Here is a 17,611-nt window from a genome sequence, read left to right on the forward strand (position 1 = left end):
AACACTCTCGCCTATCCTGCCAATAATCGTCGAGGTCATCAGAGCGCTCAATGCGTTTGGCATCCTGCAGGGAGATTTGTTTCGGCATGCGCGCTACCTTCCGTCATGCTTTCCGAGCGGCGACCCCAAGCTTCCCGCGCCACCTCAAGGACTAGCGATGCAACTGATCGAGGTTGACCTCGCCTGATGCAATGTCTCGGCACAACGAAACGGCCCGATCTGCTTGCTCGTTTGAAAGATGCTTGTAGGCAGGCCGGTCTAGATGTTCATACCAAACACCATCGCAAATCGTATCCAGCATAACCCGCTGAAGGCAGTGATCTTAGCGGACCGGCCAGTCTGTTCGCTCCGTTCGCGCAAGCGTTGGCAGTACATACTTCGTGAGACGTATGTAGTCTGCGATAAGGTCGTCTGTGGTATCCTGATCAATGTCCACGCCTTTTGTTTTTCGATAACTGCGTTCTTTCCGGAGGAGCTAGGCCGGCAGAGGACGAGCTCGATTTTTACCGAGCAAGTCCATTTCCCGCCTGTCGGAGGGAAAGTCGATCCTCGGCCACACAAGTTTTTTGAAGTTTTCTCCTCCTTGGTGTCGATTGGCGCGTTTCTTGTCCGTCGTGTGGGTGAAGAGGCAAGAAGCCCTTCTCAAACCTGAGACGAGAGGACAGACAAATGAACTTCAAGAAAATCGCCACCCATACAGCTTGCGGTGTCGCCGCACTGGCCGTCGCCACCTTGGCGTTACCACGCCATGTGAGTATTGAACGCACTGCTGTGATCGACACAGCACCTGAGGCTGTGATTGAGCTGGCTGCCTCCAACACGGGCTACCAAGTATTCAACCCCTACAAAGATCTTGACCCAAACCTGCAAGTTGAGATGTTTGGCCCGTCATCAGGCATTGGCTCTGGCTTTTCTTTTCAAAGCAAAGATGGTGTGGGGCAACAAACAGTTGCGTCTGTCACCGCAGATCAGGTTGTGTTCGACCTTGATCTGGGGCCGCTCGGCCAGCCGACACAGGCGATCTCGGCCGTGGCTATTGACGGTGCCACCGAAGTCACTTGGAGCATGGAAATGGATCTCGGCATGAACCCGGTCTTCCGTGTCATGGGGCTCTTCATGGACGGTATGCTCGGACCGAATTTTGAGCTTGGCCTTGCCAACATCGCCGACGTGGCCGCTTAATCCCATCAACAACACACTCCATCAACGAGGAAACAAAACAATGCGTTACACATTCCTTCTTTACTCCGACCCTGCGATGGCCGCCAACATGACCGATGAAGATTGGGCCAAGGCGAAAGAAATTTACGGCCAGTACATCGGTGCCTTGCAGGAAGCCGGTGTATTCATCGAAACCGACTGGCTTCACCCCGCCGACACTGCCACAACCGTCACACTGGCGGGTGGGGAAAAACGGGTTCAGGATGGACCGTTTGCAGAAACGAAAGAGACTTTGGGCGGATACTTTGCCATCGACGTACCTAACCTCGATGAAGCGATGAAATGGGCCGAGAAATGTCCGCACGTCCACTACGGCAAGCTGGAGATCCGCGCCTCCGCCATGGGCAGCGTGTGACCAAAAGCGACGTGCAGGCGCGGGCAGAGGATGTTGCCCGCGCCGCTTACGGCAAACTAATCGCGATGCTGGCCAGCCGCTCGGGCGACATCATCGCAGCCGAAGACGCGCTAGCGGACGCCTTTGTGGCGGCTCTCCAGACCTGGCCCCAGCGCGGGATTCCCGACAAACCCGAGGCCTGGCTTTTGACCGTGGCCAAAAACAGACGCACCGATCAGGCGCGCAAAGATGCCCGTCTGTTCATCACAGATGAGGCAAATGATATGGCTGATATACAAGCGATTGAGACCGAAGAAGTACCATTGGACGAACGGCTCAAGCTCATGTTTGTCTGCGCCCACCCGGCGATAGATGAGGCGATCCGCACTCCCTTGATGCTACAAACCGTGTTGGGGCTAGAGGCCAAGCAGATTGCGAAGGCCTTCCTGACCAAGCCCGCAACCATGGCGCAGCGGCTGGTGCGGGCGAAGAAGAAGATAAAATCCGCGGGCATTCCTTTTGTCGTCCCCGAGCCTGATGCTTTTCCCAAGCGGATGGAAGCCGTGCTCGAAGCCGTCTATGGGGCTTACGCAGTCGACTGGTTGGAAGGCGACGGCGATCTTAGCCATGAGGCCTTCTTTCTCTCCACAATTCTGGCAGAGCTAGCGCCAGAAAACCCTGAGGCTTTGGGCCTAACCGCACTTGTCGGTTTGATAGAAGCGCGCCGAGATGCCCGTGTCAAAGACGGTGTTCTGGTGCCCGTGCCTGAACAGGATACCGACTTATGGGATGCAAAGCTGATTGACCACTCAGTCAGTCTTTTGACCCAAGCCTCGCTGAAGCGCGTGCAGGCAGACATTCCGGGACGCTTCCAGCTTGAGGCCGCCATCCAATCGGTGCATGCCGCGCGTTCAGTTACTGGTAAGACTGACTGGCGGGCCCTGTCGCAGCTCTATCATGGGCTGATGAACGCTTACCCTTCGATTGGTGGAGCCATAAGCCGCGCTGCCGTTGTGGCTGAGGATGCAGGCCCAGCCGAAGGGCTGAAGATGCTGGATCTGATCACGTATGACGGGCTGGACACCTATCAGCCTTACCACGCTGTGCGGGCGCATTGTCTAGCAGGGCTTACACGTTTCGCAGAGGCGGCGGAGGCCTATGCAAGGGCTGTGGATCTGTGCGCTGATCAACCGTCAAAAAACTGGCTCAAGAAAAAAGTTGCAGATTTGCGAAAAAAAATGTCGTGACCTGTCGATTGGGGCCGATGCCATTCGTCATGTGTGCAGAAAGGACAAGAAAGACCCTTGCAACCGCAGATCTGAAAGGACCAGACCCATGACCATCGTTTACACAATTCTCGCCATTGTCGCCGCAGTTGCCCTTCTCGCTCTGCTTTTGCCTCGCACCGTTGTGGTCACCCGCAAGGCGGATGTGGCGCTCTCACCTGAGGACGTTATCGCGCGCGTCGCCTCTACCGAAGGCTTCCAGACCTTTAACCCTTACTGCACAACGGATCCTGAGCTGAAAATCACACCTTTTGGCCCAACCAAGGGTGTTGGCTCGGGCTTCCACTTTGAAGGCAAGGAAGGCAAAGGCACTCAGACCGTGACTGAAATAACTGCCACTCGCGTTTCGCATCTGATTGACCTTGGCCCTATGGGTAAGCCCGTCCAGACCATTGAGGCCAAGTCTTATGCCGGCGGCACCCGCGTGACTTGGACCGTGACTTCGGACATGGGCTTCAACCCTGTCTTCCGCATCTTTGGTCTGTTCATGGACCGCATGCTCGGCAAAACCTACGAGCTTGGCCTCAAAAACATCAAGGCGCTGGCCTGAACATCATCAAAACCAAGAGTAATGGCGGGCCTGAGGCTCGCCATTTGTTTTGCAACATATCTTCAGCGGCTCCCTACAACACAGAGTGTCCACCAGAAAGGTCTTCGACCAAGGTGCTGAGCAGTTCGTTCTTATTGTTGAACCCTGACTTTTGATAAATGCGAGCAGCTTGTGCTTTGACAGTGCCTTCTGCTGTCTTGCGCATTTCCGCGATTTGTCCTTGTGTACAGCCTTTCAAAATCAACATCAGGACGTCCTTCTCTGCGTCAGACAGACGCCATTTCTTCGCATAGGACGAAACGGTTGATTGGAAGGCAGCGGCTGATGCCTTTAGCTGTGTGTCCATTGCATTCATTGATCGGAACAGCCTGATAGCCTCCCAGCCCAAGATGAGTGCAATCACAGCATTTAGATATCCCCACGGAAGGTTCCAGAAAGACCACGCAAGCTCCTCCCATATGCCTCCAAAATTGACCGCAATCTCAGCGAGCAATTCCACAAGCATATAGACGGCAAGGTAGGCGGCAGAGAGTATAAAGCGGAGGCGGACCTGCATGTGATAACCTGTGCTTATGGTATAGCGCAGATCGGATATAAACTATGGTCATATGCGCTGTACACTTGCGTGCAAGCTTCTACACATTGCGGGGTCCTGAGTTTACTAGGTTTCTTAAAAAGATGATATTTTTCAGATTTTTAAGACTCATTTGAACAGCTTTTTCCAGTTTTTGACATCCGGACTTGGGATGTGCAGGTCATCCTCATACATAACTAGGAAGACCAACACCATGAAACGCCGTCAATTGTTAGAAACCGCTACCGCAGCACTCGCAGCTAGTTTTGTTCCACTGTCAGTTGCTGCTGCAGGCGCACGTAGCCCGCTTGGATACATACGTACAAATTGGAGCCACGACCCGTTCAGCTTTGGATCCTATTCCTTCTTTGCGAAGGGATCCGCCCGTAGGCATGCGCGAGCTTTGGCGGAGCCCGTTTTTGACCGCGTGTTCTTTGCAGGGGAGGCGACCCATCCTGACTATAACAGCACCGTGCACGCCGCCTATGAATCTGGTTTGATCGCCGCAGACGCTGTCAATCAAACAGGGGCGCAACGGATATGTGTCGTTGGTGCTGGTATGAGTGGGCTTGCCGCAGCGTCGTCGCTCGCGAAAAGTGGGAACGATGTGACCATCCTTGAAGCGCGTGATCGCATCGGTGGACGCATCTGGACGGATGAAGGTCTTGGCGCGCCTTTGGATTTAGGGGCGAGCTGGATACATGGGACAGAAGACAACCCGCTGATGGTGCTTGCGGCAGATAGGAGCGTGTCCACCAAACCAACTGCGGACAGCTTTATTGTTCGCGGAAGAGGTGGGCGTCTGATCCCGGATGATGAACAACCAGACTGGTTAGACGAGGTCATATCGATCCAGCACAGCGCTGGTGCAGGATCTGAAGAGATCAACGGCCTCGCCTATGTTTGGGACAACGACTATCAGGGCGATGACGTTCTGTTTCCCGGCGGCTACTCGCAACTCTTTTCTGGGATGACAGATGGAGTTGCGCTGAACTTGGGTGCGCAGGTTGAACAAGTCAACTACAACACAGAAGGTACGACCGTCCAACTATCCGGCGGTACGGAGCTTGCGTTTGATGCTGTGATCGTAACCGTACCGCTCGGCGTACTCAAATCCGCGTGTATCAGGTTTGAGCCACCTCTCTCTGGATCGAAGCAAAGCGCAATCGAGCGTCTTGGAATGGGCGTCTTGGACAAGGTCTATCTCAAGTACGACAGCGTGTTCTGGGACGAGAACATCACCTGGATTGCAACACCTGAGAATGGATTACCGCAAGGCCACTTCAATCAATGGCTCAACCTCTACCCCTATATCGGCCAGCCGATCATCATGGCGTTCAATGGTGGGCAACCGGCGCGTGACATTGCAGCGCTGCCGGACGACAAAGTCCTGCGTCACGCTAAGGAAACGTTAGATTTGGCATATCCTTCTTGAGAGTTCAGACTTGTCCGGCCTTGTTTCCATAGTCGAGGTCAACGAACCGGTTGAAAAGAAATTTTGTGGTGGTCCGATGACGCCAGAATACATGCATCTACTTCAACGAATGAACTTACATAACCTTTTCATTGCCTGAGGTTTGACTTCTGAAATCAAGGTGAAGTCGAAGACCACCTCATTTCTATAGTATTGGAGGGTGGGCCGTTCCCGTCGATACTTTTGTTACCGCGTGGTGACATAAATGATTTACGCGGATTTCTTCAACTAACAGGAGCTCGAACAATGAAGGACATTATAACCAGTGCTTCCCAGACCGAGGTGGACTTTAACCTCGTTAGTTTTGAGATCGACGCCTTCGGCCGCTACGAGGTGACCGACCCCGAGATGCTTGATGTCGTTGCCGGCGGTTTCAGGTCCGGAGGCGGCAACGGCAGCTGTCAGCAGACAACAAACGGCAATTGTGGTTGCAATACTGTGGGTTAACTAAGTCTCTTTGATGTCGGACTTCATTTTGTCCGGCATCTTTTCTCCAAAGGCTACAGTTACTAGAATAGAACGTAGAGCTACGACGGCAGCTATTAGAAGATAGCAAGCGTTTGACAAGACACGAAGCGAAGTTGTCATTTGTAATGAAGCACCGCGTTGGCAAACCGTAAGTGTTTTCGCTTAGAGAAATCTACGCTTTACCAGTAGTGGCAAGAAAATCAATTGCCGCCTCCAGAACAGGATCACGACCAGCGACCAAGTCATCGGCGGTAAGCATGATCTCGGTGTCCGGTGCGATACCCTTCCCTTCGAAGGCGGTGCCATCGGGCCATAAGACTTGTTTGGCTGCAACTCGGAACCATATGTCATCAGCCAATCGCTCAAAATAAGGCTGACCAGTGCTGCCTGCGGACCTTTCGCCCATAATGTGCGCGCGACCGCTGGTCTTAAATGGCATGACGAAGTCTTCGGCGGCAGAACAGGTGTTTGCATCCTGCAGAATGACCATGTCCCCCGAAAAAGCGTTGTCATCGCCGAGGGCAAATTCAGTGGGCCAAATCATGCGGCCTGGCTGCGGCCACCCGCTCACACCCTTTTCGCGGCTTGCCCTCTCAAGGCCGGATACGAGAATTGAAGCCTCTTGCCAAAGTGGCATGCGTCCGGGATGCAACCCGCGCATCAATTTCATCGGTGTGCTGCCGCCACCGTTACCGCGAAGATCCACAATGAGTGCTTCACATCCTTCAATATTTTCGCGTTCGGCCAAGGCTGCATCGCTACTCTGCAAGCCAAAGTCGGGGATCGTGAGCATCCCAATCCGGCCATCAATTATCTCAAACATTTTGACCGCTGTACCGCGGTGATGAACATTAGTGCCGCTAGAGGTCATGGACACAGTTTGGCCGTTGCAAAGTGTCAGGGTGCCATCTGGAGGCAACAGCCAGCTGTTGTAAAACGTTATGGCTCTCGCATTGGCATCCCGTGATGCGCTGATGAACGGCGCGATACTCTTAAAAACGGCCTCCATGGGTTGGTCATTGATCGCGACAATCGTGCGGCCGATTTCGATATCCTTTCGCGAGCTGCTAGTTACCGTCCATGCCGTATCCGCCAAGGTTCTAGCGTGAAAGCCAAGAAAGGGCGTACTCATAACGCAGTCATCTCGGAACGAAGTATGACCATTCTTCAACGAGGCGAGACCTCTTTGACATATGCGCGCAAAGTCAGATCGGTTTGATGCTATCATCGCATCATCAAGCCACTCTTTGATCTTGTCTTCGGTTTCGAAATCGCTACCGGCCAGGCTGTGGGGAAAGCACAATTCGACAGCCGACAGGATACGCGAACAAATATGTGCGCGTTGCCCAGCCGACAGGTCCTGTTTCACGCTGTCTTTCAATTGGCTTCGCTCCACATGTTCAGCGCATCCGCCGGACAATGCAGTGTGGCCCGGTCAAGTGTATCATACCCCGTCATCCAACGTCGTAAACGATCGATATCGATCTGCATCTCACCCCCTTTATTCAGGTTTCCAACGCGATTGCTATCGGCGTTCAGAAGAACGGTGCATTTGCCCACGGTTCCATCTGCCCGAATGACAAATGCATTGGGGCGAGAGGCGTAGCATATCGACACCGTATCCTGCCCACGATTAAGCCCGAGAAGTGCTTCCATACGGGATCGCATATCGCGTGCATCGCCTTTATCCGGAACCGACTCGCGAACCGTGGCACCGCCACCCAGATTCTCGATCGCTTTAATAAAAAACGAAAATCGGTCATCGGCCCCAAAGGTATCTTGCATTTCAGAAATGGCACGTTCAACAGAGCCTATGTTCTGGCGGGTAATGTGAACGCGCAATGTGATATGGAAGTCGAGATCCGATTGATGTGCAGCCATTAAATTCGCCATAATCTCATCATAGGTTCCGGCACCGGACCCAAGTATGCGGGTCTCATTATGGCCTGTGCGGTCACCATCGATCGAAATTTGATAGTCCCGCATGCCTACATTTGTCAGGCGTTCAAGAAGCGCCAGGTCGAGCAGGTATCCGTTTGTGGTGATCTCACCGAAAAAGTCGATTTCGCAATCCGAGCAAACAGCATGGGCATGGGAGGCGACATCCAGCACGATGTCTGAGGCCAAAAGCGGCTCTCCGCCAAACCAATTGAGACGCAAAACCTGAAGATCCATCGACCGTTCATCGATCAGCGCTTTCAACGCTGCGACTGTCCGCGCTGACATCTTGCCGATCTTGAAATCTTCATAACAATAGGTGCAGCGAAAATTGCATTTCTCCGTCGGCAAAACGGTCAGTTCCAGCGCATGAGGACTGAACGACCCTTTGATGTATTTCGCTTCGTCTTCAGTGTAGTCGGAGAGATCTTTCGCCATAACAGTCACCTTTTCTCGAAGGATATCGGGAAGATGCTGGGTGAGTTGGCACCCAGCATCCAAGGTCGCTAACTCTAGGACCGAGTATTGCAGCCGCAGTTTCCGTTTTGGGTCTGCTGGCAACTGCCGTTGCCGCTGGTGCTGAAACCGCCGGCAACGACATCAAGCATCTCGGGGTCGGTCACCTCGTAACGGCCGAAGACGTCAATCTCAAAACTGATCAGATTGAAATCCACCTGTGTCTGCGAAGCGCCAGTTATCAAGTCCTTCATTGTTCGAACTCCTGTTGAGTTGAAAAAAGCCGTATTGCAGCGAAGTCGATACAATGCGGTATCTGGATCATCCGCAGCAAACGTCCGTCCTCCAATACTACAGAATTGAAGGGGTGACTGACGCGCGGGGCCGATCAAAATGCCTGTAAGTGCGAAATGCCGCGTGTGATCGGCTAACCCAGGGGGCTGTGCCATGGTCGTTCAGTTGTTCAAGTCCCGGCTACCTCTCATTCGGCAAGACGTCGTGAGCGAATGTGGATTGGCATGCCTCGCCATGGTGGCGGCGCATAATGACCGTCCAATCGCACTCAGAACATTGAGGGCGCTCTATCCCAGCAGTAATCGTGGAACATCTTTGCGCGACATATTGAAGATTGCGCGCGAGATTGGGCTGAAGCCAAGGATGATGCGACTCGAGCCAGGGCAAGTTCGGCGGCACAAGGATTGCCTGTTACTGCATTGGAACTTTGATCACTATGTCATCTTTGCGGGTATGCGCGGCGCGCGTTATCACATCCTTGATCCTGCCAAGGGTGCTGTCGATATCAGCGCCAATGACTTTGACTGTTCCTTTACTGGCGTGGCTGTTGGCTTTACGCCAGCCAGCGATCAAATGAAACTCCCGCCAACTGGCCCGCGGCCATCGCTTCGGCAGATCTGGCCAAAATTTGCCGGCCAGAACGTCGTCGTAACCTTGATAGTCTGCACATCGATCCTTCTTCAAGCGGTCCAAATGGCAGTCCCGTTGCTGACCGCCTACATTGTGGATGTGGCTATCCCATCAACGAGCGGCCTGTTGCTGTCAGGGACGGTTTTCGGGATGTTTTCGCTGTTGCTGGTCGCTGCTATCTGCAGAATCATGCTTCGCGGCGTTCTAATAGAGTATTCTCAACGTGTGTCGCGTTTGATGGTTTCCAGCTTGTTTGATCGACTGATCCGACTGCCGGTTGCATGGTTTCATGCACGCGATACCGGCCAAATCCTTTCGCGTGTCACATCATCTTCTCAAGTGCAGGAACTTGCAGTGGCAAGGGGCATTCCCGCAGTTGCTGATTGCATCATATTCCTACCAGGTCTGGTGATGCTGACGGTACTGAGCCCAGCTATAGGTGCCACTGTTCTCTTTGCGTTGATCCTCATCGCGATTATCCACTGCATCGCCGGGCACTATCAGCGGCTGGTCGAAGCAGACCGTCTGCACGCCCGTGCCGAAGCGAACGGGGCTGCGATAGAGCTTGTCAGCCGCATCGACAGCGTGCGCATCCGCAATGCCGAGGCCCAGAGTTTCGGGGCTTGGTCCGGGCGGTTTGTGGAAATGCTACAGACCGAACGGCGGTTTGAAAGAGGTGAACGCGCCAGTGACGGTGCCATCGAAATCGTTCTTACTTTAACCATGCCAATCGTGGTTTGGATTGGGGCAAAGTCGGTGATGGCTGGCAATTTAACTGTCGGGACACTTCTAGCCATTCTTATCATCTTGGGGCTCATGACTGCGGCATTGCAACGGATGGCAACGTTTTTGCGGCAGATCCATGCTGTAACAAGCCATGTCGATAACATTTCTAGCATACTGGAAGAAGAGCCTGATCCGGACGCATTTGACACAGTTGGCTCCGGGGTGCTGAGCAAGAACGCCGATGGGTTATCGCTTCGGTTTGATTGCGTGAGCTACCGGCATTCGGGCGCACACGAGATGGCTCTGACCAACATCAACCTAGAAATCACTCCGGGTGAAACAATAGGCGTCATCGGTGTCTCGGGCGCGGGAAAGTCAACGCTTGTCTCACTTATCACTGGCTTGAAGTTCCCCACAGATGGCCAGATCTTTGTCGATGATGTGCCGCTTACGCCAGGTCGCGGCCGTGCATTGCGCAACCGCATCGGCGTCGTCTTGCAGAATGACGACCTGTTTCGTGGTAGTGTGGCCGATAACATATGCAGTTTTGCAGATTTCCCGGATAATGACCGGATTGCAGAGGTCGCGCACCTAGCTGCGATTGATACCGAAATTGAGGCGCTGCCCCTTGGGTATCATACGCCAATTGGCGACGGCGGCGCGCAGCTCTCCGGCGGACAAACGCAGCGCATTATGATCGCGCGTGCGCTTTATCACGAGCCTGAGCTCCTCATTTTGGATGAGGGAACAGCGAACCTCAATGTCGAACTGGAAGAACAGATTCACCGAAACCTCTCCGCGAAGAGGGAGATGAGCCGGCTGATTATTACCCACCGCCCGCAGGTTCTGACGAACTGGGCCGACCGGATATTGGAAGTGCGACAGGGCCGTCTTATTGGCGGCAGTCTTAAGGAAGCCGCGGAATGAGCCGCCCGGCATTTCGGCCCGCTGCTGTCGCCGCGCAAAACGATCGTCTACAACATCACTCTGTTTCGGATCATCTTGCCAGTGCAGCAAAACACGTCTTTGTACTCATTGTTCTTCTTATCACGATCGGAGGCATCATTGTCTTTGTGCCGCTACCCAGGACTATAGCGATTGAAGGTGTCGTCACGGTTTCTCCGGGTCCCATTCGCATTACTTCTCCCGGATCAGGAACGGTTATCACGCTCCTTATTGAGGAAGGGGCCGAAGTAAGGTCGGGCATGGTCCTGACGACCATTTCTCGGCCTGCCGAAGGTATCGTTGCTGCAAAGGCGCTGCGCAGCAGCCTCGGTCAACTTAGCGAGGTCCGCGCACTTGAGGCTGAAGAGATACGCCTGAAAGGCGAAAGTCGGGCGCGCCAAATAGATTTGGCAGAACAACGTATCAGGCAGATGGATGTCCTTATCTCGCGTAGTGAGTACAGCTTTGACCTTTTAAGTGCGGAAGCCGAGCGGTTGACTATGCTGCAGCAGCAAGGACTTGCGGTGTTAAGTGCTGTCAACGAGACGCAACAAAGCACTATTGCAGCCGAGATGGCGCTGATGAATCTACAAAATGACAGGCTGACGATCCAGGCTGATATCGTAGAACTACAGGGACTGCAGGAGGAGGAAATGGCGGATTGGCGGTCAAGCGACGCGCGCCTCGCCGCAGAGCTTGCTGAAATGGAATCCCAGCTTGCAACACTTGATGCACCGAGCATCGTTGAAGTAACGGCACCAATCTCTGGCCGGGTTGAATTCGTTCAGTCGCGTCCTGGGCAAAGTGTGGCAGCTGGTGCTGATCTGATGGTCATTTCACCGCCTGTTGTCAGCTGGAGTGCAGATCTCTATATGACGGCGCGACAATCGTCGGCGCTACGCAGCCAACCGGAATTTGCCGTCACCTTGGCTGCGCCTGATGGTCGTGAATTCCGCGTACGTGCCAGTTTAGCAGCCGTTTCCACAACGCCCATACCTGCTGAAAACGTTTCTGATACGGTCAAACTAGGGGTGAGCGACGACACACCAGTCTACCGCGCTCGACTACAGTTTGACACTCAAACAGCATCGGAGGCGGGTTTATATGTCGGCCAACCACTTCGGACTATCGCCTTCCTGAAACCCCAGAGCTTGTTCAACCGCGTGTCGGCGGCGCAAGCATCAGATAGGTAGACTAAAGGGAACCGAGTACCTTTCGATCAAAGCGTAGACGTCATGATCCAAGAGCCGTCACTGCTTGAATTGGGTCAGAGCCTCGCAACACTCCGGCATCAATCGCGCGGATTACAGAGTGTGTTTTACTCGCCGCACCCAGCTTTCTGGCAGCGGAATGCAAGTACTGGTTCACTGTCCCTTCCGATAGCCCCAGGATCTTTGCAGTCTCCCAGGCCGATTTCCCGCACGCTGCCCAGTAGAGTGTCTGCACCTCGCGTGGGCTCACCCTTAAATCATCTAGTTCATGTTCCAACTCACTCAGTTTAAGCCAAAACCGCCGCGCGATTAGTTCTACCATCAACGTCAGGCCCTCGTTCTTGCATTCTACCTCATCGGACGGAATATCGCCGCAAACCGAGAACATCACGATGCATGTTGATCGACGCATAATCGACATTGTGATGCCATCGTCCGGCAGGCCTGCGTCCTTGGCACGATCCTTAAATTCACTACCTTCTTGCCCTTTGTAGGCGCTGCTCCAACATGTTGGTAATCCTGTTGCAAAGGCACGTCGAAAGACTGGATCTTTGGTCTCCAGATTGTCTTGGCGATACTGCAGCACCCACTCTTCAGGAAAATTTGAAAACGCACGTCTCTCAAAGAAGCTGCGATAGAATAACCCGACGTTTTTGACACCTGAGCTTCCGAGAAATGCTGTTGTTTTTAACAAGAGTTGGTCGACGGTCTCTACCTTTGACAACTCATCCTCGCACCATTGAAGTATGTGTGTTGGCATCTGCGACGCTCCAAACATAAATGCGTAGGCTGACAGTATATCACATCGCTAAGCGGGAATTTTATGAAGTATTATCACCCATAGGATGTGTCGGCACATCGTCGCTGGGAAGGGCATTTGGGATAGCGGAAATGCGCTGACCGAACACTGACTAAAACCAATGAAAATTTTAGCGCCCAAACCCTTAGCGAGAGACCGCTTTTTGTTGCATTTTTGAACATTTCGAAAAGTCGACATCCACCAAGCTGCAGCAGTATTGGTAACTAAGTTACTCTGAGTGCCTTTGCTCACTACCGTCCGAAATGACTCAGAAGAACGATATCGATCCGGCACTTCGCCTCGTATCTTAAGTGGCCGGACCGCCATTCTCGGAACGTGCTCTGAAGGAGGTCGATAATAGGCTTGTTATTTCGAAAGGTGACCCGAATGCGATCTCGCTTCTGAAAGGCTGCGCTGCTTTTCTCTCTGAGCGCCGGTCCAAAATCGTTCAGTTCCTAGCAACACAATTAATTTTTGCATTGTTGAAACTAACTGGTTGCCGGGTTCTCGCGGCGAACGACCGCTTCTCTAATCGGGTGTTTGGGTCAAGTTCATTTCCTTTCATTTCTTCGATCGGGATCACTTATCCGGGTCACGCTTCTCTTAGCAGTCTGGTTTGGCGTATCGCCTAACGAGACATGTCGGAAGCGGCACTTTTGCAGATGTGGCTGTTGCCGGAAAAGAACTCGTTTGAAAGAGAGGTGCGCCTAAATCTGCGAACCAAACGGAGCAGAGATCTGGTTCAATGAACTGTCGATTTCTGATGGGTCAGGCGGCGCACAGAACGCTGCGTTTGATTTTCGTAATGATATCAAATTGCTCTGGCGACACCAGCCACCCGGCTTCGTTTTTGTCCGTGGATTCCGGCGGGTTGACCATCAATACTGGTGTGTCCATATCACCCACCAACGCCATGGACCAATCGCCAAAGACGCGTTGCACCCCGTCTTCGCGGCTTGTCTGGGTGACATTGGTATGGCGCGGATCCTGTCGGATCTTCTGCATGATTTGATCAAGATGCTCTGGCGCGCCCTCAAGCACCTGCCCAAATACATTGCCTTTCAGGAAAAGCCCGCCGGTGACCGCAAGTTCGGTGTTTCTTGCCTGCGCGACCCGCAAGATCTGATTGAGTTGCCGTGACTGGTTGATCTTATCATCAGGATCGATGAGCGAGCGGCTTGTGTAAATCAAGCGCGATACAATGTCCTTGCGAACGGCTTCCGTGGTCATCTGATACCTCCCGATTACTCAAACACACGCCCCCGGAGCCGCATCGATCAGTTGCCCTGCGACATAGGCTTTTGATGATCAGCCGACATGGCTAACCAAACATCTTTGCAAGGTCGGTGGACGAAATGCTGCGCCGGTCGCCTTCAAAGTCGTAATAGGCGGGCTTTGCATCCGTGCTGATGTCAGCGGTCAGTCGCAGACCATCGGTGTTGTCCAAAGCACCGGTCGAGATCCGGGCCATGCCTGCCATTGGTTCTGGCGCAACGTAATAGCTCAGCACCGGAGAGCCGCAGGCGCGGCAAAAACACGAGGTTTCCTGCTCTGACAATGGGTAATGGACCAGATGCCCCCAACCGTTGAAAGTGGTGTTCTTCGCCCGGATCATGATGGTCAAGGACACGCCGCCTGATCTGCGCCGTGAGGTCTCATCATGGTTGGCAAAAACCATTTCGACCGGTTTGTTGATCTTGAAACTGACCTTGCCGCAAAGGCAACGACCTGTACGCTGATTACCGGTACCCGGCTCAATCGGTTCCCGGACGAGTTCCGGCAGGCTTTCGCGGGCCAGACTTTTCGCCATGCCCATATGCCCTTCTGCATATGATGTGCCGCTGCTTTCGGTCGTGTCCGAACCAAAGCCGAACGGGCATTGCCCCTCTCCCATACCTTTCATGATCATTTCCTTTCAGTTGGCGGCGCTATGCGACCTGCGTGATTTGTTTCCTTCGCACGCGGCGCAGTAGATTTCGCCGGTGCGGTTGTGCATAAGGACGGTGTCTCCCGCGGCAATCTCTTCGTGACAGCCATCACAGACCGAGCCGACGCCAAGGGTTTCGTGGCAATACCCTTCGAGATTGACCTCGACTCCGTGCTGCAGAAGTCCCCGCGCGGTGGATTTGACGATGTCGCGCCGGAACATTTCGTGGATGGCAGCCCAACGGTGGATCATTTGATCAGCGATCCCATGGCGGCGCACGATGTCGAACAACATATTTTCGCGATAATCGAAGAGCTCATCGCTGATCACCATCCAATGGTGGGCATTGAACGGCTTTTCGCCAAAGTAAAGCTTGGTGCCAGAAAAGACGTCCTGCAAGAAATTGTACTGCTTTTCGATGGCGCGTTGTTTCGTCGTACGCTGAAAGAACGGCGACAAAAGCGGATCATCGAATAGTGCCGTATAGAATTCGGTGAGGATGTCGGTCAGCAACGCGCCCCGCCCAAGCGCATCCCACAATTCCGGATCAGGCTGCAGCACCGCCAGTTTTTCCCGCTCATTTGTCTGATAAGGCGTCGGCGGCTCAAAGGCGTCGCTGTGCAGACGGTGAAGCGCGGCACCGTTGCGGACGGCTGCAATCCGCGCGCTTTCGCACATGTTCGGGTTGCCGCAGATAAAGACCTCGGTCTCGGTCAGGTCCGGGTGGGCCTGCATGGCAAGATCCACGATACGCGCGGCGGGCATGCCATCAACGCTTTCGCGCGATGCAGCCTGTGTAATGTTTACCTCTTGCGGGAATTCCGCGGTCTGCTCTTTCAGGTAAAGGTCATTGGCCGTGCGCCCGCCAAGATAAAGGCTGATGGGCCCACGGTGCCCCTTGGCAAGGGCGTCCTGCACGATCCCGGTCAGCACGCCGCATCCCGTCCCCGTCCCGACCAGTAACAGGGGACGCTCGCTCATGTCTTTGTTGTAGACGAAGTTTCCCGCCGGCGCTTGAAAACGCACCATGTCGCCGACGCCAAGTCCATCTACCCAACCGCTGAGTTCCCCGCCAGGCAGGATGCGAATATGCAGCTCTAGAAAGTAATCGGAGGTACTGGTGACAAGGGAATAGCTGCGCATCGCGCCGGTTTCACGCATCAGGCCAATGACCTGACCTGCCCGCCAGTCCAGCATCGATGCGGGTTCCAGTTTCAGGATGACGATATCGGGTGCGGCGTAAGTCTTTTCGGCGACAATTGCCTCATGTGTGCATTCTGACAGGTCCGGAAGCTTTGCGACCACTTTGGCGTTGTTCGCCGCCAGACAGGGAAGAAAGAGACCCATCTGCTGAAAATCACTGGGCAGCTTCTCGGTTGCGTTGGGGTCCACGTCGCCGGAGACGACCTGCAACATGCAGGAACGACACGCCCCCTTGCGGCAGGAGAAATGCACAGGCGCGCCCTGACGCAACAATGCGTCCAGCGCGCGTTCACCGGATTTGAGCTGATATTTCTGCCCTTCAAACATGATCCAGTTGTCTAAGCTCATCTTGCCGTCCCCCTACCTGCTGGCCGCACGTGGGCGGGCGACTACATCGGCCGACCAGGTTATGCGAGGCGGGTCGATTTCTGCGGCTGCGGGATCAATCCCGTCTTTTGCGAGTTCGCAGACGAGTTCAAAATCCCAAAGGTGCTGCTCATCCTCGGGACTAAGGTGGGGGACATCCTGAAGGCGCGCCGCGACCTTTGCCGCGCGATGCGCGCCAAGTCCCATGAAGATAAGTTGTCGTGCGATGGCTCTGGGCGCGGCTGCAGCATCGCCATTTCGCAGGAATACAACCGGCCTGCCCTCTGCGATCTGGGCATCGACCATTTGACAGGTCGCCCGTTCATCTTGCGGTGCAGTCAGGCAAATGATGTCCAGACCGACGAGCGCGCTATCAATGTCGCCCATGGTGATCATTGCGTTCAGCCCCGCCGCCCGCAAGGCCTGCGCCGCGCGGTCAGGGTCGTCACCGACATCAAGCATGTAAAGCTGACCGTCGACGATCATACGCAAGCGGTCATCGGCACCGGCAGAGGAAACGTTTGTTGCGAAGCTAGGTTGGCGCAAGTCGGGGCGGACATGGTGTTCAGGCGTGTCCAGCCCGATGGTCATCGCCGATCCGCTGCCCAGAAACTGGCGCCCAATATCCGTTTGCGGGTCACGGAAGAACTGCGCTGCCGGGGTCAGTTCATGCATGCGGCCACCGGCCAATAACATGACCTGATCGGCATAGGTTCTGGCGTCTTCCTGATGATGGGTCACAAGCAGAACGGCCCGGTCCTGCGCAACCCGATGCAGGTATTTCATCACGACGTTTGCGTCAGCGCGCGACATATGCGCGGTTGGTTCGTCCACGCAAAGCAAGCGCGGGTCCGCTGCACATAGCTTTTCCAGGCTTGCCATAAGAGCATCAAGCGGTTGCGCCTGAAGTTGGGCATAAAGGAGCGGCACATTTCCTTCGTCAATCGGTCGACCGTGATAGATGGCAAGCGACCAATTCGCGTCATAGACATGCGGGGCGGCATTGCGCGTCAGCCATTTCAGCAGGGTCGATTTTCCCGAACCGACAGGACCCATGAGCGCAGTCATGCCAACAGGTGGCAGGCTGAAGGCCACATCTGCCAAGATGCGCTTGTCCGCTGCGCGCAGGTTCAGGTCTGCAATGCTGAGAATGGGATCGGGCACAGCCTTGAACTCTCAAAACACCGAAAAGGGTGGCAGGCCGCCGAT

At 54.3% G+C, this 17,611-nt stretch carries 17 protein-coding genes; 8 read left to right on the forward strand and 9 right to left on the reverse strand.

What is annotated here, in order from left to right:
- Positions 1-669: 669 nt before the first annotated feature.
- The 4 genes from SLH49_RS02830 to SLH49_RS02845 all read left to right on the forward strand — a co-directional run bounded on the left by SLH49_RS02830 (position 670) and on the right by SLH49_RS02845 (position 3,391).
- Positions 670-1,182 (forward strand): SRPBCC family protein, encoded by a 513-nt coding sequence (locus SLH49_RS02830; RefSeq protein ID WP_320267656.1) that lies wholly within the window; start codon positions 670-672, stop codon positions 1,180-1,182.
- 40 nt (positions 1,183-1,222) lie between these two features.
- The gene (locus SLH49_RS02835) at positions 1,223-1,576 is read left to right on the forward strand and encodes a YciI family protein (protein WP_320267657.1); all 354 of its coding nucleotides are present in this window, start codon (positions 1,223-1,225) and stop codon (positions 1,574-1,576) included.
- On the forward strand, positions 1,573-2,802 hold the full coding sequence (locus SLH49_RS02840) for an RNA polymerase sigma factor (RefSeq protein WP_320267658.1): 1,230 nt from the start codon (positions 1,573-1,575) through the stop codon (positions 2,800-2,802). Before SLH49_RS02835 ends, SLH49_RS02840 begins: the two co-directional genes overlap by 4 nt.
- An 88-nt stretch (positions 2,803-2,890) precedes the next feature.
- Complete coding sequence (locus SLH49_RS02845) at positions 2,891-3,391, forward strand: SRPBCC family protein (RefSeq protein WP_320267659.1); 501 nt, start codon at positions 2,891-2,893, stop codon at positions 3,389-3,391.
- 73 nt (positions 3,392-3,464) lie between these two features.
- Here the strand turns inward: SLH49_RS02845 and SLH49_RS02850 are convergent, their stop codons facing one another.
- On the reverse strand, positions 3,465-3,947 hold the full coding sequence (locus SLH49_RS02850; RefSeq protein WP_320267660.1) for a helix-turn-helix transcriptional regulator: 483 nt from the start codon (positions 3,945-3,947) through the stop codon (positions 3,465-3,467).
- Between the two features lie 151 nt (positions 3,948-4,098).
- Between SLH49_RS02850 and SLH49_RS02855 the strand changes: the two genes are divergently transcribed.
- Together SLH49_RS02855 and SLH49_RS02860 are read left to right on the forward strand one after the other, a co-directional pair.
- Positions 4,099-5,400 (forward strand): flavin monoamine oxidase family protein, encoded by a 1,302-nt coding sequence (locus SLH49_RS02855; RefSeq protein ID WP_320267661.1) that lies wholly within the window; start codon positions 4,099-4,101, stop codon positions 5,398-5,400.
- Between the two features lie 285 nt (positions 5,401-5,685).
- Positions 5,686-5,886: a hypothetical protein gene (locus SLH49_RS02860; protein WP_320267662.1), complete on the forward strand. Its 201-nt coding sequence runs from the start codon at positions 5,686-5,688 to the stop codon at positions 5,884-5,886.
- A gap of 193 nt (positions 5,887-6,079) precedes the next feature.
- Here SLH49_RS02860 and SLH49_RS02865 read toward each other — a convergent pair whose 3' ends face one another.
- From SLH49_RS02865 to SLH49_RS02875, 3 genes are all read right to left on the reverse strand, one after another.
- Positions 6,080-7,288 (reverse strand): S41 family peptidase, encoded by a 1,209-nt coding sequence (locus SLH49_RS02865; RefSeq protein WP_320267663.1) that lies wholly within the window; start codon positions 7,286-7,288, stop codon positions 6,080-6,082.
- Entirely contained in the window at positions 7,285-8,283 is a 999-nt protein-coding gene (locus SLH49_RS02870; RefSeq protein ID WP_320267664.1) for a radical SAM protein, read from the reverse strand. The genes SLH49_RS02865 and SLH49_RS02870 overlap by 4 nt, the downstream gene beginning before the upstream one ends.
- Before the next feature lie 74 nt (positions 8,284-8,357).
- Positions 8,358-8,555, reverse strand: coding sequence for a hypothetical protein (locus SLH49_RS02875; RefSeq protein WP_320267665.1), 198 nt, complete (start codon positions 8,553-8,555; stop codon positions 8,358-8,360).
- 193 nt (positions 8,556-8,748) lie between these two features.
- Between SLH49_RS02875 and SLH49_RS02880 the strand changes: the two genes are divergently transcribed.
- Together SLH49_RS02880 and SLH49_RS02885 are read left to right on the forward strand one after the other, a co-directional pair.
- Positions 8,749-10,878, forward strand: coding sequence for a peptidase domain-containing ABC transporter (locus SLH49_RS02880; protein ID WP_320267666.1), 2,130 nt, complete (start codon positions 8,749-8,751; stop codon positions 10,876-10,878).
- Positions 10,875-12,089 carry an HlyD family secretion protein gene (locus SLH49_RS02885; RefSeq protein WP_320267667.1) on the forward strand — a complete coding sequence of 405 codons (1,215 nt, stop codon included), beginning with the start codon at positions 10,875-10,877 and terminating at the stop codon, positions 12,087-12,089. The genes SLH49_RS02880 and SLH49_RS02885 overlap by 4 nt, the downstream gene beginning before the upstream one ends.
- Positions 12,090-12,129: 40 nt before the next feature.
- On the opposite strand, the gene SLH49_RS02890 is transcribed toward SLH49_RS02885, so the two are convergent.
- The 5 genes from SLH49_RS02890 to SLH49_RS02910 form a co-directional block, all read right to left on the reverse strand.
- The gene (locus SLH49_RS02890; RefSeq protein ID WP_320267668.1) at positions 12,130-12,867 is read right to left on the reverse strand and encodes an autoinducer binding domain-containing protein; all 738 of its coding nucleotides are present in this window, start codon (positions 12,865-12,867) and stop codon (positions 12,130-12,132) included.
- 807 nt (positions 12,868-13,674) lie between these two features.
- Positions 13,675-14,136 carry a BLUF domain-containing protein gene (locus SLH49_RS02895; protein ID WP_320267669.1) on the reverse strand — a complete coding sequence of 154 codons (462 nt, stop codon included), beginning with the start codon at positions 14,134-14,136 and terminating at the stop codon, positions 13,675-13,677.
- A gap of 91 nt (positions 14,137-14,227) precedes the next feature.
- Positions 14,228-14,809: a GFA family protein gene (locus SLH49_RS02900; protein ID WP_320267670.1), complete on the reverse strand. Its 582-nt coding sequence runs from the start codon at positions 14,807-14,809 to the stop codon at positions 14,228-14,230.
- 12 nt (positions 14,810-14,821) lie between these two features.
- Positions 14,822-16,384, reverse strand: coding sequence for a 2Fe-2S iron-sulfur cluster-binding protein (locus SLH49_RS02905; protein ID WP_320267671.1), 1,563 nt, complete (start codon positions 16,382-16,384; stop codon positions 14,822-14,824).
- Between the two features lie 12 nt (positions 16,385-16,396).
- On the reverse strand, positions 16,397-17,566 hold the full coding sequence (locus tag SLH49_RS02910) for an ATP-binding cassette domain-containing protein (RefSeq protein ID WP_320267672.1): 1,170 nt from the start codon (positions 17,564-17,566) through the stop codon (positions 16,397-16,399).
- Positions 17,567-17,611: the final 45 nt, after the last annotated feature.

The organism is Cognatiyoonia sp. IB215446, from assembly GCF_033963825.1.
Classification (GTDB): Bacteria; Pseudomonadota; Alphaproteobacteria; order Rhodobacterales; family Rhodobacteraceae; genus Yoonia.